The sequence below is a fragment of the Sarcina ventriculi genome (assembly GCF_900456775.1).
Lineage (GTDB): Bacteria > Bacillota > Clostridia > Clostridiales > Clostridiaceae > Sarcina > Sarcina ventriculi.
The window spans coordinates 182,157-207,431 of record NZ_UAUL01000009.1; the positions used below are offsets into that span (position 1 = coordinate 182,157).

At 26.5% G+C, this 25,275-nt stretch carries 22 protein-coding genes and 1 other RNA gene; 16 read left to right on the forward strand and 7 right to left on the reverse strand.

Annotation, left to right across the window (positions count from 1 at the left end; all coding sequences use genetic code 11):
- The first annotated feature begins 473 nt into the window (after nucleotides 1-473).
- The 6 genes from dnaG to DR020_RS09145 all read left to right on the forward strand — a co-directional run bounded on the left by dnaG (nucleotide 474) and on the right by DR020_RS09145 (nucleotide 6,649).
- Nucleotides 474-2,261 carry a DNA primase gene (gene dnaG / locus DR020_RS09120; RefSeq protein ID WP_055259310.1) on the forward strand — a complete coding sequence of 596 codons (1,788 nt, stop codon included), beginning with the start codon at nucleotides 474-476 and terminating at the stop codon, nucleotides 2,259-2,261.
- Between the two features lie 26 nt (nucleotides 2,262-2,287).
- On the forward strand, nucleotides 2,288-3,400 hold the full coding sequence (gene rpoD, locus DR020_RS09125) for an RNA polymerase sigma factor RpoD (protein ID WP_055259618.1): 1,113 nt from the start codon (nucleotides 2,288-2,290) through the stop codon (nucleotides 3,398-3,400).
- A gap of 68 nt (nucleotides 3,401-3,468) precedes the next feature.
- Nucleotides 3,469-4,161 carry a tRNA (adenine(22)-N(1))-methyltransferase gene (locus DR020_RS09130; RefSeq protein ID WP_058992722.1) on the forward strand — a complete coding sequence of 231 codons (693 nt, stop codon included), beginning with the start codon at nucleotides 3,469-3,471 and terminating at the stop codon, nucleotides 4,159-4,161.
- On the forward strand, nucleotides 4,158-4,955 hold the full coding sequence (locus DR020_RS09135) for a Nif3-like dinuclear metal center hexameric protein (protein WP_112365767.1): 798 nt from the start codon (nucleotides 4,158-4,160) through the stop codon (nucleotides 4,953-4,955). The genes DR020_RS09130 and DR020_RS09135 overlap by 4 nt, the downstream gene beginning before the upstream one ends.
- 144 nt (nucleotides 4,956-5,099) lie before the next feature.
- An RNA gene (gene rnpB, locus DR020_RS09140) (RNase P RNA component class A) lies at nucleotides 5,100-5,443 on the forward strand.
- Between the two features lie 171 nt (nucleotides 5,444-5,614).
- Nucleotides 5,615-6,649, forward strand: coding sequence for a hypothetical protein (locus DR020_RS09145; protein ID WP_112365768.1), 1,035 nt, complete (start codon nucleotides 5,615-5,617; stop codon nucleotides 6,647-6,649).
- 88 nt (nucleotides 6,650-6,737) lie between these two features.
- Here DR020_RS09145 and DR020_RS09150 read toward each other — a convergent pair whose 3' ends face one another.
- Entirely contained in the window at nucleotides 6,738-7,970 is a 1,233-nt protein-coding gene (locus tag DR020_RS09150) for an aminopeptidase (protein WP_112365769.1), read from the reverse strand.
- Between the two features lie 156 nt (nucleotides 7,971-8,126).
- On the reverse strand, nucleotides 8,127-8,627 hold the full coding sequence (locus DR020_RS09155) for a hypothetical protein (protein WP_112365770.1): 501 nt from the start codon (nucleotides 8,625-8,627) through the stop codon (nucleotides 8,127-8,129).
- 203 nt (nucleotides 8,628-8,830) lie between these two features.
- Here DR020_RS09155 and polA point away from each other — a divergent pair, with 203 nt between their 5' ends.
- The 7 genes from polA to DR020_RS09190 all read left to right on the forward strand — a co-directional run bounded on the left by polA (nucleotide 8,831) and on the right by DR020_RS09190 (nucleotide 17,213).
- Entirely contained in the window at nucleotides 8,831-11,443 is a 2,613-nt protein-coding gene (gene polA / locus DR020_RS09160) for a DNA polymerase I (protein ID WP_112365771.1), read from the forward strand.
- A 17-nt stretch (nucleotides 11,444-11,460) separates the two neighbouring features.
- A complete protein-coding gene (gene coaE, locus DR020_RS09165; protein ID WP_055259297.1) occupies nucleotides 11,461-12,063 on the forward strand; it encodes a dephospho-CoA kinase in 603 nt (200 codons plus the stop codon).
- Nucleotides 12,064-12,072: 9 nt separating this feature from the next.
- Entirely contained in the window at nucleotides 12,073-12,627 is a 555-nt protein-coding gene (locus DR020_RS09170; RefSeq protein WP_055259295.1) for a lytic transglycosylase domain-containing protein, read from the forward strand.
- 142 nt (nucleotides 12,628-12,769) lie between these two features.
- Nucleotides 12,770-13,357 carry a hypothetical protein gene (locus DR020_RS09175; protein ID WP_055259293.1) on the forward strand — a complete coding sequence of 196 codons (588 nt, stop codon included), beginning with the start codon at nucleotides 12,770-12,772 and terminating at the stop codon, nucleotides 13,355-13,357.
- 8 nt (nucleotides 13,358-13,365) lie between these two features.
- Nucleotides 13,366-14,295 (forward strand): tetratricopeptide repeat protein, encoded by a 930-nt coding sequence (locus DR020_RS09180; protein WP_112365772.1) that lies wholly within the window; start codon nucleotides 13,366-13,368, stop codon nucleotides 14,293-14,295.
- A gap of 98 nt (nucleotides 14,296-14,393) precedes the next feature.
- Complete coding sequence (locus DR020_RS09185) at nucleotides 14,394-14,891, forward strand: TspO/MBR family protein (RefSeq protein ID WP_112365773.1); 498 nt, start codon at nucleotides 14,394-14,396, stop codon at nucleotides 14,889-14,891.
- Nucleotides 14,892-15,005: 114 nt separating this feature from the next.
- On the forward strand, nucleotides 15,006-17,213 hold the full coding sequence (locus DR020_RS09190; protein WP_112365774.1) for a type IA DNA topoisomerase: 2,208 nt from the start codon (nucleotides 15,006-15,008) through the stop codon (nucleotides 17,211-17,213).
- Nucleotides 17,214-17,309: 96 nt separating this feature from the next.
- Here DR020_RS09190 and DR020_RS09195 read toward each other — a convergent pair whose 3' ends face one another.
- From DR020_RS09195 to DR020_RS09205, 3 genes are all read right to left on the reverse strand, one after another.
- On the reverse strand, nucleotides 17,310-18,677 hold the full coding sequence (locus DR020_RS09195) for a D-alanyl-D-alanine carboxypeptidase family protein (protein WP_082412338.1): 1,368 nt from the start codon (nucleotides 18,675-18,677) through the stop codon (nucleotides 17,310-17,312).
- A gap of 248 nt (nucleotides 18,678-18,925) precedes the next feature.
- Nucleotides 18,926-19,198 (reverse strand): acylphosphatase, encoded by a 273-nt coding sequence (locus DR020_RS09200; RefSeq protein ID WP_055259286.1) that lies wholly within the window; start codon nucleotides 19,196-19,198, stop codon nucleotides 18,926-18,928.
- A gap of 146 nt (nucleotides 19,199-19,344) precedes the next feature.
- Nucleotides 19,345-19,884, reverse strand: coding sequence for a helix-turn-helix domain-containing protein (locus tag DR020_RS09205; protein WP_058992204.1), 540 nt, complete (start codon nucleotides 19,882-19,884; stop codon nucleotides 19,345-19,347).
- A 211-nt stretch (nucleotides 19,885-20,095) separates the two neighbouring features.
- On the opposite strand from DR020_RS09205, the gene DR020_RS09210 reads away from it, so the two are divergent.
- On the forward strand, nucleotides 20,096-21,184 hold the full coding sequence (locus tag DR020_RS09210; protein WP_055259282.1) for a GNAT family N-acetyltransferase: 1,089 nt from the start codon (nucleotides 20,096-20,098) through the stop codon (nucleotides 21,182-21,184).
- A 38-nt stretch (nucleotides 21,185-21,222) separates the two neighbouring features.
- Nucleotides 21,223-21,615 carry a hypothetical protein gene (locus DR020_RS09215; RefSeq protein ID WP_112365775.1) on the forward strand — a complete coding sequence of 131 codons (393 nt, stop codon included), beginning with the start codon at nucleotides 21,223-21,225 and terminating at the stop codon, nucleotides 21,613-21,615.
- 55 nt (nucleotides 21,616-21,670) lie between these two features.
- Here the strand turns inward: DR020_RS09215 and DR020_RS09220 are convergent, their stop codons facing one another.
- The gene (locus DR020_RS09220) at nucleotides 21,671-23,818 is read right to left on the reverse strand and encodes a transglycosylase domain-containing protein (RefSeq protein WP_058992198.1); all 2,148 of its coding nucleotides are present in this window, start codon (nucleotides 23,816-23,818) and stop codon (nucleotides 21,671-21,673) included.
- 158 nt (nucleotides 23,819-23,976) lie between these two features.
- On the opposite strand from DR020_RS09220, the gene yunB reads away from it, so the two are divergent.
- Complete coding sequence (yunB, locus tag DR020_RS09225; protein WP_112365776.1) at nucleotides 23,977-24,639, forward strand: sporulation protein YunB; 663 nt, start codon at nucleotides 23,977-23,979, stop codon at nucleotides 24,637-24,639.
- Between the two features lie 76 nt (nucleotides 24,640-24,715).
- Here yunB and hpt read toward each other — a convergent pair whose 3' ends face one another.
- On the reverse strand, nucleotides 24,716-25,240 hold the full coding sequence (gene hpt, locus DR020_RS09230) for a hypoxanthine phosphoribosyltransferase (RefSeq protein WP_058992194.1): 525 nt from the start codon (nucleotides 25,238-25,240) through the stop codon (nucleotides 24,716-24,718).
- Nucleotides 25,241-25,275: the final 35 nt, after the last annotated feature.

Genomic DNA, 25,275 nt, shown 5'->3' on the forward strand with positions numbered 1-25,275 from the left:
TTGACTTTAAAATTTATGAAAATATTACTATAAACTTAATATATTAAAATAATTATTCTTTGATATAATATAAATATGATGTATAATAAAATATTGATTGCATTTTATTATACATTGTATTTAACATTGTTTAATAAACTTATATTTAAAATAATTTAATATAGGTGGGTGATTGTTTTGAAAATATATGAAAAATTAAAAAATAAAAATTATGTTAGTGATTGTATATTATATTGTTTTTAAATAAAATTCATAAGTTTATGGAATATAAGGACAAGTTATAAAATATGTTTAAATATTATGTAACAAATTTAGAATCAATATTAAAATTTAAAATCAATAATTTTTTTTAAAATACTCTATACATAAAATATAAAAATAAATAAATTGAAAAAATTATTAAATCTTAAAAGGGATTTATCATTTGATGTCGAATTAGGTATAATGAAAATATAAAAAAGAGGTGGGATTTTTTGCCTATTCCAGAGCATATTATAGAAAAAGTAAAGGAAGAAAATGACATAGTTGATGTTATATCAGATGTTGTTAGGCTTAAAAGAACTGGAAAAAATTATAGTGGGTTGTGTCCTTTTCATCATGAAAAGACACCATCTTTTAGTGTTTCTCAGGATAAGCAGATATTTAAATGTTTTGGATGTGGTGAAACAGGAAATGTTATAAGCTTTGTTATGAAAAATAAATCTATGACTTTCCCAGAAGCAGTAGGATATCTAGCGGATAGAGCAAACATTACTTTAGAATTTGAAGATAAAAAATTATCTGTAATTCAAAAAAAGAAAGAAAATATATATAAAATAAATCGAATAATGGGAAGATATTATTATAGCAATCTATTGAAAAATAAAATTGCTATGGAGTATTTTTTAAGAAGGGGTATAAATGAGAATATATTAAGAAAATTTGGGCTTGGATATTCTCTTGAAGGATGGCAAAATTCAGTAAATTATTTAAAAAAATTAGGTATAAGTGAAAATTTAATGCTTGAAACTGGATTTGTTGTAAAAAGTGAGAAGGGTAGAATATACGATAGATTTAGAAATAGAGTTATGTTTCCAGTTTTTGATCATAATGGAAAAGTGATTGGTTTTGGTGGGCGTGTATTAGATGATTCTAAGCCTAAATATTTAAACTCTCCAGAAACTATATTATTTCAAAAGGGAACAAATCTTTATGGATTAAATTTTGCAGTTAAAGCTGGTCTTCCAAATAAAGAAATAATTATAGTTGAGGGATATATGGATTGTATATCATTACATCAATGTGGAATTACCAATTCAGTAGCATCTTTAGGAACTGCACTTACAGAAAAACAAAGTAGACTTTTAAAAAGATATGTAGATAAAGTTATAATAGCATATGATGCAGATGTTGCAGGACAGATGGCAACTCTTAGGGGGCTTGATATTTTAAGAGAAGCAGGTCTTGAAGTTGCAGTTTTAAATATTCCTATGGGAAAAGATCCAGATGAATTTATAAGAGCAAATGGAAAGGATGCTTTTTTAACTCTTATAAAAAATTCAGAGAGCCTTATGGATTATAAACTTAGAAGAGCTAAGGAAGGGTTAAACTTTAACAATTTTAAAGATGTGGATATATATTCTCAAAGATTGGTTGATATATTTAAATTTTTAGATCCATTAGAGAGAAGTATTTATATAAAGAAAGTTTCTGAAGATACAAAATTTTCAGAGCAAGCTTTAATTGATTTATTAAATAGAAATCTTAAGATAGATTATAAAAATGAATATAAAATGAATAATATAAAAGAATATGGAACAAAATTAAATATAGAACCTATTTACATAAAATGGGAAAGAAATATGCTTAAGCTTTTATGTAAAGAAAAATGGCATGTTGATATTAGAAATACTTTGACAAAAGATGATTTTATTGATGAAGAACATAAAGAAATTATGGACTTAATTTTAGATACCTTAAATGATACAGATTTTGAAAATTTAAATAAAAAAATTGAAATAAAATGTGAAAATCCAAAACTTTTAAAAGAATGGTTAAATATTAGAGAACTAGAGTTTTCAGATAATTTTTCAGATATAGATATTTTTATAAAAGATTATAAGTATAGAATAAATAAATATAAATTAGAGCAAGAAAACAAAAATATTAAGAAAAGTTTAGGTGTTTTTGAAAGAGAAGGTAATATAGCAAAAGCTATGGAATTGGTTAAAAAATCAAAAGATATTAGTGATAAACTTAAGGAACTAGAAAGGAGCAAATAAGATATATGGTGGAAGGCGGTAATAATATGAAAACTAAAGTAACAGCCAAAGAAGGAAACAAAAATAATAAGGCTGATATGAAAGATAAATCTACAAAAATGGTTTTAGTTAAAAAACTGATAGAAAAAGGTAAAAAAAGTGGTGCATTAACTTATAAAGAAATAATGGATGAATTAGATGAAATAGATTTAAGTCCAGATCAAATAGAAAAAATATATGAAGTATTAGAATCTATGGGAATCGAAGTTATAAGTGATATAGAACAAGAAAGTGTTGAAGAAGATTTAGATTTAAGTGTTCCAGAAGGAATTGCTATAGATGACCCTGTAAGAATGTACTTAAAAGAAATAGGAAAAGTTCCACTATTATCATCAGAGGAAGAGATAGAACTTGCAAATAGAATCGAAAATGGTGATCAATATGCTAAGAAAAAATTAGCAGAAGCCAATCTTAGACTTGTTGTAAGTATAGCTAAAAGATATGTAGGAAGAGGTATGTTATTTTTAGATCTTATACAAGAGGGTAATTTAGGGCTTATAAAAGCTGTTGAAAAATTTGATTATAGAAAGGGATTTAAGTTTTCAACTTATGCTACATGGTGGATTAGACAGGCGATAACAAGAGCAATAGCCGATCAAGCAAGAACTATAAGAATACCAGTTCATATGGTTGAAACTATAAATAAACTTATAAGAATTCAAAGACAATTGCTTCAAGAATTAGGAAGAGATCCTCTACCAGAAGAATTATCTAAGCATATGGATATGCCTGTTGATAAAGTACGTGAGATATTAAAAATTGCTCAAGAACCAGTTTCTTTGGAAACACCAATAGGAGAAGAAGAAGATTCACATCTTGGAGATTTTATACCAGATGATGATGCACCTGCTCCAGCAGAAGCAGCTGCATTTACAATGCTTAAAGAACAACTTATAAATGTCTTAGATACTTTAACTCCAAGGGAAGAAAAAGTATTAAGATTAAGATTTGGCTTAGATGATGGAAGAGCAAGAACATTAGAGGAAGTTGGTAAAGAATTTAACGTAACAAGGGAAAGAATTAGACAAATAGAAGCTAAAGCACTTAGAAAATTGAGACATCCAAGTAGAAGTAAAAAACTAAAAGATTATTTGGATTAAGCACCTTTATATAAGGTGCTTTTCCTTTAATAATAAAAAAATAAAACGCATTAAGAAAGAGAGAGATTATGGAACTTAGCAAAAGATTAATGAAAATAGCAAGTTATGTAAATTATTGTGAAGCCATAGCGGATATAGGAACAGACCATGGATATATACCTATATATCTTGTGAAAAATAATAAATGTAATAGTGCTATTGCTAGTGATATAAACAAGGGGCCGATAGAGAAAGCATCAACTAATATAAGATTTGAAGGACTTTCTGAGAAGATTAAATGCCTTTTAGGGGGAGGGCTTAAACCTCTAAAAGTAGGAGAAGTAAATGGAGTTATAATTGCTGGAATGGGAGGAAATTTAATAAGAGATATTATTTTAGAAGATATAGAAAAGGTTAAATTATATGACTTTTTAATACTACAACCTGCCCAAAATCCAGAAGTTTTAAGGGAATTTTTATATAATAATAATTTTGAGATATTAAATGAAGATTTGATATTAGATGATGGAAAGTTTTATGAACTCTTTAAAGTGAAATATAATGAAAATGCTAAAAAAATAAATATTAAGGATGAAATATCTTATGAGATAAGCTCTATTTTGCTAGAAAGCAATAATAGTTTAGTAAAAGATTATATAAAATCAAAAATAAAAAAGTACGAAAATATAATAAGTTATATAAAAGATGATACAAGTCTTGCTAAAAAGAAAAAAGATATTTTAAATGAAAAGATAGATAAGCTTAAGGAGATGATTTCTTGATATTAAAGGATATTATAGGATATGTTGAAGAGATAGCACCAATAAATTTAAAAGAAAATTTTGATAATGTTGGTTTAATTGTAGGAAGTGATAAAAGCAATATAAAAAATGTTTTAGTTGCTTTAGATTGTACAAAAAAAGTTATAGAGGAAGCAAAATCTATAAATGCTGATTTGATTTTAACTCACCATCCGCTTATATTTAGAAAGATAAATTCTGTAACAGATAATACTCTCTTAGGCGCTAAAATAATAGAACTTATAAAATCAGATATAAATGTTTATTCAGCTCATACTAATTTAGATAGTGCAAAGGGAGGAATAAATGATACAATAGCACAAATTTTAGAATATGAAACTTGCAGTATAATAGATGAATCTACCGAAGATAAAGAGTGTGGGATAGGTAGATTCTTGAAATTGAAAAATGAAAATACTTTAGAAGATATAATAAATTTATTTAAAAGTGAATTAGATATTAAAGATTTAAGATATACAGGGAACTTAAATGATAAAGTAACAAAAGTGGCTATAATAAATGGTAGTGGTCAAGATTTTTTTGAAATATCTAGGAATTTAGGAGCAGAATTGATAATGACAGGGGATACTACTTATCATTTTACATCTGATTATACTGAAATGGGAATAGATATAATAGATTTAGGACACTTTAATTCAGAATGGCCAGTTTTTGTAAAGATAGTTAAAGAATTAGAAAAAAAAATAAGGCACAAAAATCAAGATATTAAATTTTATTATTCAAAAGTTTCAAAAGATCCATATAATTTTATTTAAAAATTTTAATGAAATTAGCATCAAATTTTTAGCTATAAAACTAATGTGTTTTGGATAATATTAAGAGTGTAAAGATTATAATGAACATAAATTTTAATAAAAATATGTTGTAAAATTTATGACTATGTGATAATATTAATTTTGCGAGTAAGCCAGATAATCGCTGCTAACTTAAGTTAGGAGAGGAAAGTCCGAGCTCCATAGGGCAGGGTGCTGGATAACGTCCAGTGAAGGCGACTTTAAGGATAGTGCAACAGAGATATACCGCCTAAATTTTTTAGGTAAGGGTGGAAAGGTGAGGTAAGAGCTCACCAGCATATAGGTGACTATATGGCTATGTAAACCCCACCTGGAGCAAGGCTAAATAGAAGGACATATAGGGATTGCCCGTCCCGTCCTCGGGTATGCCGCTTGAGCCTAATGGTAACGTTAGGCCTAGATAGATGATTATCAAATACAGAACTCGGCTTATAGACTTGTCTCGTATAAAAGCTTCTAAAATCGTTGAAATTTCTTCGATTCGAAGCTTTTTTATTTATATAAATAGATATTATAATATAATGATTATGATTAAATAAGTTAGGATAGTTTTAAATAATATTAAATTCAGCATTAAAATAAAGCCATAAATTAAAATTTAATATTGAGAGGTGAGATATGTGAATAATGAGCTTTTAATGGATTATATTAGTATAGTTAGAAATTATTTAAACTATACATATAGTGATAAAATAGAAGTTAGCGATAGAAATGCTTTAACATTTTTTTATTTGGCAAAATATTCGAATATTAAAGAAAAAAAATTAACTGATGAAGAAACTATAAAAAGCATGACTAAAGGAGAAAACGATAAGGGGATTTGTGGAATTTATATGAACGATGAAAATAGTGATATTTTAGAAGTTCATTTGATAAAAACAAGATATATAAATGCTTTTAATAAATGTTCACTTACAGAAGAAGATATGAATGAGACTATAAATAATTTTAAGGAGTTTCCATATATAAAAGATTGTAATGAATCAATTAATTATTGGCAAAAAAGATTTTTAGAATGCAGGGATAAATTTAAAGAAATTAAAATAAAATTTGTATTATTAACAAATGGATATGTAAGTCCTTATTCAAAAAAGAAAGCTTTAGAAAATTCTATAAATGTTTTTGATAAAGAAGGGGCTATATTTATTCATGAAGCTGTAAAAGTAATTGATATATATAAATTTGAAAAGCTAGATTATTATAATAATTTAGAAGTAAAGAAAGTGTTTGATGATGAAAGTAATATAAATTTACGTAGAATTATAATGATTTACAATCTTAGAGCAAAAATTGAAACATGGTTATATAAATCTAAAGTAAATAACATAATAGAAAATTTAATAAATAAAAATTCTAGAGAAGAAGTTATGAATTACATGCTTTATATTTTTGTGAAGCTTGTAAAATTTTATGATGTAAAAACGGTTGAAGATAGGATAGAATTATTAAAATATAATTTTGATAAATTTGTAAATAATATAGATGAAGATAATAAGGTTTTAGAAATTACAACTTTAGAGGAACCATTTATAAGTACAATTAAATTATTTTTACATGATAGCGATATCTTAATTGATAATCAATTAATTGAATTAAAATGGAATGAATCATATGAAAAGGCTTTTATTAGAGCTTTTAATAATGTTAAAAAGTAGATAAAAGTGAAACCACAATATATTTAAATATATTGTGGTTTTTATTTAACTCGATTGCTAAAATAATGGATAAATGGTTTGAAAGTTATTAAAATGCCCAGTTACCATTAACAAATATATCAAATTTTTCGTTATCATATGTAGTACCAGTTATTTGTAAATCTTTTGTTCCTATCATAAAATCAACATGAGTTAATGAATCATTAGCCCCTTCTTTTAGAAGTTCTTCTTCGCTCATCTTTTCACCATCTTTGATGCATAGGGAGTATGCTTTACCAAAAGCTAAATGACATGATGCATTTTCATCATATAATGTGTTAAAAAATATAATATTTGAATTTGAAATAGGGGAATTGTAAGGAACTAATGCTACTTCGCCTAAGTATTTCGCTCCTTCATCAGTATCTAAAAGATTTTTAAGTGTTTCATAACCCTCTTCAGCTGAGAAATCAACAACCTTTCCATCTTTAAAAGTTAAAGAGAAATTGTTTATTAAATTACCACCATAGTTAAGTGGCATAGAACTTACAACTTTACCGTTAACACCTGTTTTTTTAGGCATAGAGAAAATTTCTTCTGTTGGCATGTTTGCTATAAATTCTGTTCCATCTTGAGTAAATTCAGCTCCACCAGCCCATAAATGTTTTTCAGGAAGTTGAATGATTAAGTCAGTTCCTAAGGAGTTTGTGTAATGAAGGGATTTAAATCTTTTAGAATTTAAAAAATCCATATTTTTCTTTAAAGTATTTTTATGCTCTTCCCAAGCTTTTACAGGATCTTGGGAATCAACTCTAACTATTTTAAATATTGCATCCCAAAGTTTTTCAACAGCCTCATCTTCTGAAACGTTTGGAAAGACCTTTTTAGCCCATCCAACAGTTGGAATAGATACAATAGACCAAGCATTTTCGTTGCTCATAAGTCTACTACTAAACTCTCTAGAGGCTATGCTAGATGCTTTTCTAAATGTGGCTACTTTTTTAGGATCAACATCTTTTAGAAGTTCTGGGTCTGATGCTGATATACTTAAAAAACATGCTCCCTCTTTAGCATAACTTAATCTTGATTCTTTAACCCATTCAGGAACAGTTTCAAAAACTTCCATAGGAGAATATTTATATTTTAGTTTTCCAGTTAATTCATCATTCCATTGAACAACGACTTCTTTTGCTCCTTTAATATAAGCCTCTTCAACTAGCATTCTTGTAAATTTGGCACATTCTATTGGAGAAGATATTACAAGAGTTTGATTTTTTTGCACATTAACTCCTTGATAAATAGCAAGCTTTGCGTATTTTTTTAATAAATTTTCTTTATTCATTATTACACCTTCTTTAAATATATATTTGTATTTTTTTCTTAAGCAATTGTTATTTTAGAAAAGTATTAAAAATTTAATTTTATTTGTCCAAAATAAATATCATCTTAAGTATAAATATATTTAATTATAATAGAGTTATTAAATAAGAACAAATATTTAAGCATTATTTAACATTAAATTCTTGTAAAATTCATCAGAAGATGGATTATTGCAACCATAATCTATTAAGTAGTATTCGTTATTTAATATGCCCCAAGATGATGTTTTTTTTAAATCATTTTTAAATAAATCAAAAGTATTTGCAAAGAGTATAATGTTAGATTCTAGGTTTTCATCATTTCTTAAATCCTTAATATCAATAAATTCTTTATTATAGATATTAATATATGGAAGTGCTCTTAGCATTATTAAATATTTATTGTTACAAAATATAACAGGACATAGATATTTTCTAAAATTATTGCCACACGAATTATAAATATAATTCTCAATAAAGTTTTGCATAAGTCCATCAGGGCTTTTAGCAACCTTTAAAACTAGATAATCATTAAGGGCAAAAGTTAATCGTGAAATACCTTCACCTAAAAATATTAAATTTTTTTTAAAGTAATTTATAGATGACTTATTATTAAATTTTTCAAAATTCAAGTTATCCATGAAAAACTCACTGACAGATATTTGTTAATAATATATTTTATTATAAAAGTGTTAAAAGTGAATTGATTTTTATATTTTAATTTTGAAATTAATGAATTTTACGATATAGTATAATATATTAAGTATTTTTAGTAGTATAATATATTTTATTAATTTTGAAATAATAGTTAAATACTAATAGTTAATCGGTTTGGAGGATAAATATGAAAAGATTACTTATATTAGATGGTAATAGTTTATTAAATAGAGCTTATTATGCACTACCTCTTTTAAGCAATAAAGATGGCATATATACAAATGCTATATATGGATTTTCCAATATGCTTTTTAGGATGAGAGAGGATATAGCACCAGATTATATCGTTGCAACTTTTGATAGAAAAGCACCTACATTTAGACATGAAAAATATGATAATTATAAAGCTGGTAGAAAGAAGATGCCAGATGAGCTTGCAAGTCAGATACCTCTTGTAAAAGAAATGTTAAATTTATTATCTATAAATATGTATGAAATAGATGGATTTGAAGCTGATGATATTATAGGAACTTTAGCTAAGTATGCTCAAGAAAAAGGTATTGAGGTTTACATAGTTAGTGGAGATAAAGATATTCTTCAGTTAGCTGATAAAAATATTAAAGTATGTATAACTAAAAAAGGGGTTAGCGAGAAAGAGGTTTATGACTATGATAGAATGGTTAGTGAATTTGGTGTAACCCCAAATCAGTTTATAGATGTTAAAGGTCTTATGGGAGATAAATCAGATAACATACCAGGAGTACCAGGGGTTGGAGAAAAAACAGCTTTTAAGCTTATAAAAACATATGGAAGCATGGAAAATGTATTAAATCATGTAGATGAAATAAGCGGTAAAAAACTAAAAGAAAATCTTATAGAATATAGAGAACAGGCGATATTTTCAAAGGATTTAGCAACTATAAAAATAGATGTACCTATAGAATTTGATTTGGAAAGTATAAAATCTAATGAAAATTTTGATAAAATAGGACTTAAAAACTTTTTTATAAATCTTGAAATGAAAACATTAATAACTAAAATAGAAGGGCTAGAAGGAAATGCAGAGGAAGAAGGTGAAGAATTAAAAGTAGATTTTGAAGAAATAAAAGATTTTTGTAAATTAAAAGAAGTTTATAGTACTATCAAAGATAGTATATATTTAATATTTAATTTAAAAAATGCAGAGAAATATTCAACTATAGAGATAGAACAAATATTAATGAGTATTAATAATAAAAATTATATCTTAAATATGAAAGAATTAATAAACGATAGCAATTGCATAGAAATTTTAAGAGAATTATTTGAAAGCTATAATATAAAAAAATATAGTTATAGTGTAAAAAATGCAATAACAGCATTAAGGAAATTAGATATTGAATTTAATAATATAAAGTTTGATACTGAAATTGCAGTATATCTTATAGATTCATCAAAGGGAGAATATCCTTTAATTGATTTAATAAATAAATATTTAGGTGAGTATCCAAAGATAACTGAATTAAATAAAGATATAATTTCTATTAATTTTATAGAGAAATTAACAAAAACATTAGAAACAAAAATAAAAGAAGCTGATATGGAAACATTAATGTATGATTTAGAACTTCCATTAGCCAATGTATTATCACATATGGAGATTATTGGATTTAAAGTTAATAAAGATATGTTAGATGAATTATCCATAAAATTTAAGGAAGAAATAAATAAAACTCAAAAAGAAATTTATAGTCTTTCAGAAGAAGAGTTTAATATAAATTCACCAAAGCAACTTGGAAAAATACTTTTTGAAAAATTGGATCTTCCTGTTATAAAGAAAACCAAGACTGGATATTCAACTAATGCGGAAGTTTTAGAAAAGTTAAAGGATAAGCATCCTATAATAGAGAAAATAACATATTATAGACAATTAGCTAAAATATATTCAACATATGTAGAAGGATTAAAAAATGTTATAGATACGGATGGATGTATTCATTCAAACTTTAATCAAACAGTAACATCAACAGGAAGATTATCATCAACAGAGCCTAATCTTCAAAATATACCTATAAAATATGAAATGGGAAGAGAAATAAGAAAAGTATTTATACCAAGAAAAGATACAGATGTGTTGATTTCTGCCGACTATTCTCAAATAGAACTTAGGGTTTTAGCCCATATATCTAATGATGAAAATATGATAGATGGATTTAAGCATCATTCAGATATTCATACAAAAACTGCATCAGAAGTTTTTAAAGTAGATGCTAGTGAAGTTACAAGGCTTATGAGAAGTAGAGCTAAGGCAGTTAATTTTGGAATTGTTTATGGTATAGGAGATTTTAGTCTAGCTAAGGATTTAAACATAACAAGAAAAGAAGCTAAGGAATATATGGATATATATTTTGAAAGATATCCTAAAATTAAGGATTATATAAAAAATATCATTGAAGAGGCTAAAACTACTGGTAGTGTAAAAACTATGTTAAATAGAAGAAGATTTATACCAGAGATAAATTCTTCAAATAAGATAGTAAAAGCTTTAGGTGAAAGATTAGCCATGAATGCACCAATACAAGGAAGTGCAGCAGATATTATAAAACTTGCTATGGTTAATGTTTATAACAAAATAAAAGAAAAAGGTTTAAATAGTAGAATAATTCTTCAAGTTCATGATGAACTAATATTAAATGTTCCTAAAGAGGAAATAGATGTTATAAAGGATTTATTAAAAACTGAAATGGAGAATGTATTAGATTTAAGTATTCCTTTAGAAGTTGATATTAATTTAGGAGACACTTGGTATGATGCAAAATAAAGGGGGAAATGATAAAAATGATAAAAATAGGGCTTACTGGAGGCATATGTTCTGGCAAGAGTACCATATCTAAATTGCTAAAAGATGCAAGCTTTAGTATAATAGATGCTGATAATATTGCAAAGGAAGTATTAATTAAATACCCTGAAATATTAGAAAGAGTAAAGGTAGAGTTTGGAAGCCATTTTTTTGATTGGAGAGGTGAATTTAGAAGACATGAATTTGGAAATCATATATTTAGATTTCAAGGAGAGAGAATAAAATATGAAAATATAATAATGCCTTATATAAAAAGAGAAATTAAAGAAAAATTTGATGCTCTTGAAAAAATGGGAAAAAAGATTGCCATATTAGATGGTGCAACCATCATAGAAAATAAAATGGATAAAGAAATGGATATGATAATCTTGGTTTGGTTAAACCAAAATGCACAGATACAGAGAATGAAATTTAGAGATAATTTGACACAAAGTGAAGCAATAAATAGAATAAATTCTCAACTTAGTTTAGATAAAAAAAGGGAATATGCAAATTTTATAATAGATAATAGTGGAAATTTAAATAAAACAAAAGAACAAGTTGATGATTTAATAGAATTGTTAAACTTGTATGAAAAGTAGGAGATTTTAATGAGGAAAGTTTTAACACGTGTAATAGTAGCATTACTTGCTATATATTTGATTTTTTTTGGAAGTACAGTAATTTTAAAAAATGTGTTTTTTCCTAGAGAATATTCAACATATGTACAAGAATATAGCGCAAAATATGATTTGGATCCGAATTTAGTTTATGCTGTTATGAAAACGGAGAGTAATTTTGATCCAAATGCTCAATCAGATGTTGGAGCAAAAGGGCTTATGCAAATAACAGACAGTACTGGAGAATGGATAGCAAAACAAATGGGAGTTACTAATTTTAATTCTAGTATGTTAAAAGATCCACGTACTAGCGTAGAATTTGGATGTTGGTATTTAGAAGATCTTTATCAGCAGTATGGAAATTGGGATTTAGTTATTGCGGCATATAATGCTGGTCGTGGTAATGTTGATTCGTGGCTTAGTAGCGGAGACTACTCTAAAAATGGGAATTTAAATTATATACCTTTTGGTGAAACTGATAAATACGTGAAGAGAGTAGATGTGTTTGAAAAAATTTATACTGCATTATATGGAAATAATAATTAAATATAATTATGTGTGCATATAATAAAGGTATGTAGTGCATAAAAAACTAGAAAAATTACTATTTACAATTTTTGTAATGTAGTAATTTTTTTAGTTTATTAAAATATAAATAATAGTGAGCAATGATAAAGAGAGAAGTTAATTGAAAAATTTTGATTATAGTCTTGATATACCAAAATCTTTAGAGAAAGAATTAAGAAATGCAAAGTATATAGGGCAAGGACATAATGGAATTATTTTTATGTTATCTGATAAAAAGATAGTTAAATTTTTTAGGAAAATAACAGCTTGGGAAGATGAAAGTGATATATTAAAAAGAGTTCATAGGTCTAAATTTTTCCCTAAAATATATGAGAGTGGACCTAAGTATATAATAAGAGAGTATGTAGATGGAGTAAGATTAGATAAATATTTAAGTGATAATGCTATAAATAATAGAATTTGCGAAGAATTATATGATATGCTTAAGGAGTTTGAAAGGTTAAATTTTACGAGATTAGATATAAGGTGCAAAGATTTATTTGTTCAAAAGGATTATTCTATAAGAATAATAGATCCTAAAAATAATTATAAAAAAATAGTACCATATCCAAGACATCTTATGAAGGGACTTGAAAAAAGAGGAGCATTAGATTATTTTTTAAACTATGTTGAAAAGAAAAATATTAGAAATTATATTTATTGGAAATATAAATTTGATAACTATAAAGAGGAAATAAAGGAAAAGTAGGTTTTAAAATGGATAAAGAATATTTGGTAAACAACTATATAAAAAAAGGAGATCAAGCTTATGATAATGGAAATATGATAAAATGTTTAAATTATTATTTAATGGCTGAAGAACTTTTAAATGGTGTTAAAGATTTAGACCTTATTATAAATATAGCTTTGGTCTTAGATGAGATGGGTGAGAGTGAGAATGCTGAAAAAAAATATAAAGAGGCTTTAGGGATAAATGAGTTTGATTCAAGGGCTCATTATGGGTTAGGAGTTATATATGATGAAAGAGAAAATTTTACACAGGCTATAGAGCATTATAAAAAGGCAATTGAGATAAATCCAGTATATGATAGAGCGTTATTTTATTTAGCTAATGATTTAGATATAATAGGGGAAAAGGAAGAGGCAATAATATATTATGAAAAATTGTTAGAGATATGCAGTAAGGATTTTTGGGCACATATAAATCTTGGCTCTATTTATGAAGAATTAAATGTTTTAGATAAAGCATATAGAAGATTTTCAAAAGCATTGGAAATAGACCCGAATCATTATATGGCACTTTTTAATATGGCGGTTATTTATAAAAAATTAAATGTTTTAGATAAATCAAAAGTTTATTATGAAAGAGCAATAGAAAAAAATTTAGGATATCCATACAGTTTTTTGAATTTGGCGATTATTTATAAGGATGAAGGGAAAATAGATAAAGCGATAGAGATTTTATCAAGAGGAATCAAGTTTAATCCAGATTGTGAGTTCCTATTTTATAATAGAAGTTGTTTTAATGCATTAAAAGGGGAAATAGGATGCGCGATAGATGATTTAATAAAAGCTGTAGAGTTGTATCCTAAATTTATAGATTATATAAAAAAGGATAATGAACTTGAAATGGTTAGAGAGAGTTTAAAGTTTAAAGAATATGTAAAAAGTAATTATGGTTTATAAGATTTAAAATCATATAATACATAAAAATATGATGATTTAAAGAAATATAGTAACATAAGTATACACTTTAGAACGTATAATGTTTTGGAGGTGTATTTATGAATATTTTTAAGGTTAACAGAAAATTTAATTTGGGGGATTTAATTATAAGTTTACTTATAACAGTTGGAGGAGGTTTTATTGTTGGATTGTTTATAAAACCTTATGTACCTATTTATAAAACTTTAAACAAGCTATTTTTTTTCCCACCTGGGTATGTGTTTCCGATAGTTTGGACTATTTTATATATATTAATGGCAATAGCATTTTATAGGATATTGCAAATAAGTAAGCTTGGGAAAAAAACTTATAGTTCGTTAACTTTATTTTATATTCAACTTATTTTTAATTTTTTATGGTCATTTATATTTTTTAATTTTAGATTATATGGGATAGCTTTTATAGAAGCAGTAATTTTATTAATATTAGTTTTTATAACAACTAAAAAGTTTTTTAAAGTTGATAAAATTGCAGGATGGCTTATGCTTCCTTATGTTTTTTGGCTAACGTATGCAAGTGTTTTAAGTTATTTTGTTTGGATATTAAATGAAATGTAAAATAAAAAAATAATTTGTATTAAGAATTAAAAAAATGTATTATAATTAAATATATAAAAAACGTAAACTCGCAGTAATTATTACTGTGAGTTTGTTCTTTTAGGAGATGAGGTATTGAAAAAAGTTATAATTGCAGAAAAACCATCAGTTGCTAAAAATATAGCTGATTCTTTTAAAATAAAGACAAGAAGAGATGGATATTTTGAAGGAGAAAATTACTTAATAACTTGGGCTTTTGGTCACCTTCTTCAACTTTTAGATGCTAAAGATTATGATGAGAGTATGAAGTCGTGGAAAGTTGATAAGTTTCCCTTTATTCCTAGTGAATTTAAATATAAAGTAAAACAAGATTCTATGAAAAGAGGTGAAGTTGATAAAGGGGCTTTAAAGCAACTAAACATAATAAAATCTCTAATAGAAAGAAATGATGTAGAATCGGTAATTTCAGCTACGGATTATGATAGAGAAGGGCAGGTTATTTCAGATGAACTTTTTATTTATCTAAATGTTAAAAAACCAATTTATAGAATTTTACTTAATGAGTGGACTGAAAATGAAGTAAAAAAGGGTATGGAAAATTTAAAGTTAAACAGTGAAATGAAGGCACTTCAAGATGCTGGAATAGGAAGACAATTGGCAGATTGGATTATAGGAATAAATTTAACATCTGTTGCCACTTTACGTTATGGTTTTGAAGAAAATAAGATAATAAACATAGGAAGAGTATTACTTCCAACTTTAAAAATTATTTATGATAGAGATAAGGAAATAGAAAACTTTAAAGAAACAAGTTATTATAAGTATATTCAAAACTTTAAAACAAAAGATGATAGTGAGTTTGAAACTATTTATTATGAGGAAAATGAAAAGTTTGAGGACAAAAAATATTTAGAGGAAATTAAAAATATAGTTAAAGAAAATACGGGTAAAATTGTAAATAAAGAAGTAGAAAAGAAAAAAGAATATCCAGGGGCATTATTTAATCTTTCAAATCTGCAAGGATATATAACAAGTAAATATAAGGGATGGACGTCTGATAAGGTATTAAAGGTAGCACAGAGCTTATATGAAAAAAAATTTATAACTTATCCTAGAACAGGTAGTATGGCTCTTGAGGAAAGTTTAGTAGATAGAGCTAAAAATGTTTTAGAAAAAATAAAAATAGGTCTTCCTTACGAAGAAGAAATTAAGTTTATAAAATCAAAGAGGGTATTTGATAATTCTAAAGTTGAAAGTCATAGCGCTATAATACCAACTTACATAAAGCCAACTAATTTATCAGATGATGAAAAGATTGTTTATCAAGCTGTTAAAAATAGATTTATAATGCAATTTATGCCTGTTGCAGAATTTGAAGAAACTAAAATAACTATTAAGGTTTTTAATGATAAAATAAAGGGAGAATTTAGAGCAAAAGGGAGAGTTAAACTTATAGAAGGATGGAGAAAAGTTGAAAAAATAGAAACTAAAGATGTAATACTTCCTTTGGTTAATTTAGATGAAGTTTTAAATAGTGCGGATGGAAAAGTGAGTAAAGTTACTAAAAAACCGCCAAAGCATCATACAGAAAAGACTCTTTTAAGTGTTATGGAAACATGCGGAAAAAATTTCAAGGGTAATAAATCAAGTAAAATAGATGATGAAGAAGTAGATGATAGTTTAGATAATCAAGAAGCCACAGAAGAAATGATGAAAGTAATACTTAGTGGTTTTAGCATAGGAACACCTGCAACAAGAGCAGAAACCATAAAAAGATTAAATGATATAGGATATATAAAAGCAAAGGGAAAGAGTTTAATATGTACAGAACTTGGAAGAACTATTGTTGAGATTTTTCCTGTAAAAGAGCTTTTGGATTTAGAATATACTGGACGTTTAGAAAAGACATTAGCTGATATAGAAAAAGGAAAGTTTAACAAAGAAGATTTTTTGAAATTAATATGTGATTTTACAAAGACTTCAGTTGAAAAAATAAAAAATGATACCTCTCTTTTATATAAATTTAAGGTAGATACCCCTAAAGAAGCTAAGGTTGTTGGAAAATGTCCCGTATGTGGAAATGCTATAATAGAAAATGAAAAAAATTTTGGTTGTGTAAATTGGAGAAATGGTTGTAAGTTTACTATCTGGAAAAATGATAAATTTATAAATTCATTAGGAAAACAAGTATCTTTTGAGATGGTAAAAATACTTTTAGAGAAGGGACGAGTTGGTTTTAGAAATCTTAGAAGTAGAAAAGGAACAAGTTTCTCTGCATATTTAAGATATGTTAAAGATGAAAATACAGGATATTATAACTGGAAATTAGATTTTATAAATTAAAATTTAGAAAAAATAACTTTAAAATATTTAATGAAAGTGTATTTTTAATTAATAATTAAAAAGTGATTAGATGATGAATCTAATCACTTTTGTTCTTTATTTTCTGTTTTTATTTTTTCTTTTTTTTCTTCTTGATTTATTTATAGTTCTAATTATAAGAGCTAATATTATAAGAATAATAATAATCGCTATTATAGCACTAATTATATATATAACAAGATTAGCACATATTATCTGCCACAATGTTATATTAGCCGTAGAGGCATATGTTTGATTATATTGTCTTCCATCAGAAACTAATATTTTTGCAGATGATGGATTAGTTGCAAGAGTCCAAGCATTAGTATCACTTGTATCTGCTTTTATGGTAAAATCTTTTTGATTAATTGGAATTGCATAATAATAAACATCCTCATTAAGTGTGAAAGGAACATTTATAGTTTTTGTAGGTCCAAAGAATCCAAAAAGTTTGTAAGTTACCTTACCATCAACAACAGTGCCTTTAGCTTTATATAGTGTTTGTTTTTCACTATAAGCATAATTTATTATCTTTTTCATATCATTAAATACATCGGTATCATTTTTACCCCAGATATCATTGTAAATTACACCTATAAGAGTTTCACCATTTCTTTCATAAACATTAACTAAATCACGTCCATGGTCTGGCAAATATCCAGTTTTTCCGCCTATACATCCATCAATGCCTAAATTTTTATTATCGCTAGTTAAGACTACACTTTTACCAGTACTAGCAGTTATTGTAGCTTCTTTAGTACCCATGGCTTCTCTAATCCAAGGAATTGAGAATGCTTTTCTAACAATTACAGACATATCATAAGCAGTTGAATAATTATCTACATTAAATAATCCATTAGGATTGGTAAAATGAGTGCCTTTTAATCCTAGTTTTTTTACTTCTGCATTCATTAAATCTGCAAATGCATCTTTATTTCCAGCTACTGAATCTGCTTCCATGTAAGCGCAATCATTAGCTGATATTAAAAACATAGCTTTCATAACTTCCCCTGCTTGCATTGTATCGCCAACGTTTAGCAAATTATAATTCACAAGCAATGAGTTTGCAGGTTGTTCTGAAGCAGATTTCGTATATGTAATTGTATCATTAGGATTTTTATTTTCTGCAAATAAAATAGATGTCATTATCTTAGTAGTACTTGCAGGATATTCTTTTGCGTCCATATTTTTAGAATATAGTATTTCACCAGTATTATAATTTATAACAATAGCAGATTTACCAATAATACTAGGTTCTGCCGAATTTGAACTATCAGATGTAGTTTCCATATTGTTATTTGAGGACGCTATAGTTGTATTACTAGTGTCACTAGACGTAGTTGAATTGTTTAAAGTTGTAGCGTAAGCTAGTGATGTAGGATAAATGAAAAAAATACTGATAATTAAAGCAAAAAATGTAGATATTATTTTTATCCTAAACTTCAACTTTTATCACTTCCAATCTTAGTTATTTATTTCGTAGACTATTATAACATCAATATTTTATAGCTACAATTATTAAATTTAATTCTATTTTAAATTAAGTGTTGATTTTAGATAACTTTTAATAATTAGTATTATTTTTAAAAATTTTAATTTTACATATTTTCAGTTTTTATCTAAAATCAACTATTAATGAAGTTTGTTAAAGACAAAATATTTAAAAGAAACTTATATATAGAATGTGTTAGGTGTTATTGTATAAAAAATTTTTTCTCTTTAGGTATTAGGGTAAGTTCTTCTTCAAATATGTTAGATACTCTACAAAACCTATTTCCTTTAGATATTAAATAACGAAATTCAATAATTTTTTCGTAAGATCCTTGAACTTCTATTAAAACATCTCCATTATCTAAATTTTTAGCAAAACCAGTTAAATTGTTTAATGATTTAGCAGTCATTTGGCAAAAAAACCTAAAGCCAACTCCTTGAACTTTTCCTTGTACTAAAAATCGTTTTCTTATCAATAAAAACCCTCCTTTTATATAATTATAACAATGTAAATTTTTTTAAACAACTTAAAACTTAATTTGAAATTTTTAAGTAATAATACATATATTATATAAAAATAAGCAAAATAAGCGTATCAAAAAAATAATTGATACGCTAAAAATTAAAATGAAGGTGGAGTACTTATCCAAATAACTTTAGCATTCACTTTACCACAATTGGATATATAGTGGTCAGCTTTTGGCTTAAAGTAGAAACTTTCACCTTTTTTTACTTTACTTTTTTTATCACCTAAGTGAAGATAAATACTTCCATTTAGTACATAACCAAACTCTTCGCCTTCATGGGGTTCTTCTAATATATAATGACCTCCTGGCTCTATATTAATCATTATTGGTTCCATTTGATTTTTTTGTGCATTAGGAATTAGCCACATAAGTTTATATTTAAATTCTGTATTTTCAGTTTCAAACATATCATTTTTTGAGAATACAATCTTTTCGTTAGAAGCTTCGCTAAAAAATTCATTAAGATTTGTTCCTAAAATATCTAAAATGTCTATTAATGTAGCTATAGAAGGAGAGGTAAGGTCATTTTCTAATTGAGATATAAATCCTTTTGAAAGTTCACATCTATTAGCTAATTCCTCTTGAGTTAGCTGTTTTTCTACTCTTAGCCTTTTAATTTTTTCACCGATTTGCATGGGTATCCCCCTTGTATATAGTAGTTCTACAATACACTAAATAGTCTTTAAAATAATTTGCATTAAGTGTAGAGGTATATTTAATTATATTATATTATTATAATATGTTTTTCAAGTGATTAATTAAAGATTGAAATGTTTTACTATCTTATGTTTTTGGTATAATATCTAAGTAAGCTTTAGAATTAAATTAAAAGAATGGTGTGATAACATGAATATTAATGACATATTTTATAGGAGAGATGGTAAAAAAATATATATAAAAAAACCTGACTTAATAGAACTTAGTTACACACAAAGGCTTTGGAATGATACAGATACTATGGCTGATGTGGGAAAAGTTGTAGATTTCCCAAGATATAAATGGGAAACCTTTTATAAAAGAAGTGTTAATCCGACAGATGGAAAAAATTTTTATTGCCTCGTATATACTCATGATAATACTCCTATTGGAGAAGTTGGATTTCATGGATATGATATTCCAACTAAAACTGCAAGATTAAATATAAGAATAGAAAATGTATTTAGGGGAAAAGGATACGGTAAGGAGGCATTAGATTTAATTTTAGACTATTTCTTTCAAGAATTTGGAGGAGAATATATATTAGAAAGTTTAAAAGATGATACATATAAAGAATTTATCGAAAAAGAAGGTTTTAAATTTGTAAGTAAAAATAAGGTTGAAAGTATTTATAGATTATCAAAAAGAAATTACTTAGCAAAAAGTATTATAAAAACTAGAAAAGTTGGAATTATGCTTTATGATGGAGTAAGTACAAGCAATGTTACAACTGTTATAAATTTATTTGATAAAATAAATAAAATTTTGAATAAAGAGATATTTTCAATAACAACAATTGGAACTAAAGAGAAATTTAAAGATAAATTAGATATTGTAAACCTTAATGTAAAAGAAATATTAACACAAGATTTTAAACAAGATTTTCAGATTCTTATAATGCCATCTACTAACAATATGGACTTTCTTAATGATGAAATAATTTTTGATAATTTACATAACATTGTGGATAGATGTGATATAATTTTAGCCTGTAATGAAGGAGTGATTCCACTTATATTAACAGACCTTTTAAGTGGTCTTATGGTATCACTTCCAAAGAAATATGAAGAAAAATTAAAGGAATATTTATCATCATCTATAATAAGTGATAAAAATATAGTTGATAATGGTAAAATAATATTGTTTAATGGAAATGATGATATAACATCTGGTTGTTTATATTTGATAAAAAGATTATGTGGAGAGGGAATGTATAAAGCATTATTATCAGGAGTATAAGACTATACGTTTTAAAATATTAGGGGGAGTAAAATATAATGATATATATTTTTTTAGAAAATGATAAAAAAGGAAATATAATATTTAAAGCTAAAATAGATGAAGAATTAAAGGAAAATAAAATAATAAAAAGAATCCTTATGGAAAGTAAATTTTTAAAGAAAGAATCTCTATATAATATCCCTATGAAATTTTTATTACCCCTTTTAAATAATTTTCCTAAGGAATATTTAAATATAAGTGAAAGTAGCTTAAATGCATTTTTGGAATTTTCAGACGAATATGATGAAAACTTTTATTATACTCATAAGGCAAATTCAAAATATATGAATAAATGGATAGAGAATGGATGTCCTAAAATATATAAGACAATTATAGATAAAGAGAGTTTATCCATATCCAAAAGTGTTGCATTTGAGAGAATTTTATAAGACATAAAAAATACTACACATAAGAATTTAATGTGTAGTATTTTTTTATAATATTTTAATTATGCTCATCCGTGCAGTAGGTTGTAGGCTCATTTCCAGATGAAAATACTTCACTATGAACATTTGGAAGACAAGATGATGTAGGAAGTAATCCAGATTCATCGCAAACTTTAACTGATACAGTGCTATTTGGACCAGTTATTTCTTTGTAAGACAATCCTTCATGAGCAACATTCATTATTTTGCCCCAAAGAGGAGCAGCAACTTTTCCAGCACCACCATTCATACTAATATCATTATTAGCATAACCAATCCAAACTGCTGCAGAATAATATGGTGTAAGCCCTGCGAACCAATAATCTTTATTGCTAGTTGTAGTTCCAGTTTTTCCAGCAGTAGGCATATTAGCAACCTTAGCGCCTTGTGCAGAATAAGTTAACGGTCCTTTTAACATATCATAAAGAATATATGCAGTTTCAGGAGATAGAACTTGAGTTGTTTTTGCAGTATTATCTATTAAGACATTACCGTTTCTATCTAAAACTTTAGTATAAAGAATAGGATCGGTTTTAACTCCATTATTTCCAAAAGCTCCATAGGCAGCAGCTAAAGTAAATACATTGCTTCCATCTGGGTCTTTAGGGTCGTTTGTAAATTGTCCTAGAGCAACAGATGAGGCATTTAATCTAGAGTTTTCACCATAGATTAAACCAAATTTTTCTCCATATGATATAGCATTATTTAATCCAACTTTTGTTATAGTTTTTATAGCAACTAGATTGCTAGAAATCCTAAGAGCTTCTCTAACTGTTAAATTACCATTATAACTTCTGCTTTCATTTTGAGGTTGAAAGCCACGTTCATATCCAGCTTTTTTTATTTCATCAGATGTTAAAGGTGAATCACTTATAATACTGCTAGCTCCTAATATTTTAAGGTCAATTGCAGGAGCATAAGCTGTAAGTGGCTTAGCAGTAGAACCTATTGATTTTAAAGTATCATATGCTCTATTTAAAGACATTTGAGGTTGGTTTCCACGTCCCCCAATTAAAGCTTTAACTTCCCCAGTTCTATAATCCATAATTGATGCAGCTGCTTGAAGTTTAGGTATACCATTTTCATCTACGGTTTCAACGCCACCTTTAAAAGCTATAGTATAGTTTGAAGAATTATCTAAAATTTCTTGTACATTATTTTGAAGGTCTGTATCCATAGTTGTATATATTTTCAAACCACCGCCTGTAATAAGACGATTAGCTTCCTCTTCTGTATATTTTAATTTTTCAATAAGTGTTTCTTTTACTTGATTAATAGCAGGGCGAGTAAACCATTCATATTGCATCTCACTATTAACACTACTTGGAGTAAATTTAAGCAATCCATTGTCCAAATCAGATATTGCTTGTGTATATTCATCTTGCTTTATATATCCAAGCTCTAGCATCTTGCCTAAAACAGTTTTAGTTCTTTTAATATAGCGCTCAGGATTTTCTTGATTTGCAGAAGATAAAGCATCATAAGTGGTTGGAGCCTGAGTAATACCAGCTATATAAGCACATTCTATAAGGTTTAAATCTGATACATCCTTACTAAAGAATCTAATTGAGGCAGCTTGGACACCGTATACAGAGCCACCTAAAGGTATAGTATTTAAGTAAGTAGTTAAAATTTCATCTTTACTTAGTTCCCTTTCAAGACCTAAAGCAAGGTAAGCTTCTTTAATTTTTCTTGTAATCGTACTTTCATCAGTTAAAAGTGTATTTTTTATTAATTGTTGAGTTAAAGTAGAACCGCCGTGAAATGTTGATTTACCTTGTAATTTAGTTTTTACGTTATTAACCAATGCACCTAATATTCTTTTAACATCAATTCCCTTGTGTTCGTAGAATCTTTCATCTTCTATAGATACATAAGCATTTTTTAGGTTTTTAGGAATTTCAGAAGAATCAATAACATAACGTTGACTAGTTGTTACATAATTAGTAATAAAATTGCCTTTATCATCATATAGAGTTGTTGTTTCGCTAGGTTCTAAAATAGCATTTACATCAAGGTCAGGGGCACTTTTAATAACAGCAAAGGCGTAGCCACTAACAGATGTAATTAAAATAACAATAAAAATTAGAAACGTTAAAAAAATTTTTTTAAAAATTTTCTTGAGTTTTGAGTCTTTTTTTACAAAAGTACTATTTTTTTCAGACATAATTCCTCCTAAGTTTTGTTATACAACAAATACTCTTAACAAAAAATATAAAAATAACCATATATAATAATATATTCTATTATAGCATAATAATTATATGAGTAAATAAAATTTTACATAACTCAAAAGTAATTTAGTTTTAAAATATGAGGTGAAAGTTGTATAACAGAACTCCTATAAAGAAAAGAAAAAGTTTAAAAAAGGTAAAAATAAGATTTTTGATAATTATTATATGTACTTTAATTATTTTTATTTTTTACTCAATTAATAAAAATTTAAGTCCAGCTATTATTGCAGTTGCTGATTCAGAACTTAGGGCTAGAACGCTAGACATAATAAATACAAATATACAGACAATATATGATGAAGAATTTAAGGATATTGATTTAGTAAGTGTAGAGAAGGATTCCAATGATAAAATAGTTATGGTAAAGGCTGATACTGTAAGGTTAAATACTTTAGCTACTAAAATTTCTTTAAAAGGCCAAGATGAATTAGAGAAAATGGGTAAAGTAGGGTTTAAAATACCACTAGGATATGTGAGTAAAGTTTCAATTTTAAGTTATTTAGGACCAGATATAATAGTAAAGATGAGACCAATAGGGAGAGTTGAAGTATCATATGAATCCGTTTTTGAATCAGCAGGAATAAATCAAACAAGACTTAAAATTTACATGAATGTAAAAAGCACTATGCAAATAATACTACCATTTGAAAGTCGTGATTTAGAAGTTGTAAATAATGTTCCAGTATGTGAAACTATAATAGTTGGAGAAATTCCAAGGACTATCTTAGGAAGTGATGTTTTAAGTAATAAATAAGAAGGTTGTACCATTTGCGTATAAAACAGATATCTATAATGTTTTATACGCAAATGGTACAACCAAGCTTTGAAAATTATTTTTCCCAATTAAATATGTATGGAACGTTTCTATAATAATCACCATAATTTAATCCATATCCAACCACAAATAAATCTTCAATTGTGAAGCAACAATAATCAGGAGTTAAATCAACCTTTCTTCTAGATGGCTTGTCTAAAAGAGTACAAGTTTTTACGGATTTTGCGCCAAGTTTTTTAACGTGGTTTACTATAAATTCCATTGTGTAACCTGTATCCATAATATCATCAACTATAAGTACATCTAAACCTTCTATATTATCTGGTATATCATTTATTATTTTTATAGTTCCAGAACTTTCTTCAGAAGCACCATAGCTAGATGTAGTCATAAAACCTATTTGAGTTTTAGTATCTATTGCTCTAACTAAGTCAGCTGCAAATATAAAACTTCCTCTTAATAAAGAAAGCACATAAAGGTTTTTATCTTTATAGTCATTAGTTAATATTTCACCTATTTTGCTTATTTCAGATTTTATTTGTTCTTCAGTAAGCAAAATATTTCTGTTTTTATCTTCCATTTTGTCCTCCTTAGGAAAGTATCACTCTTGTTTAC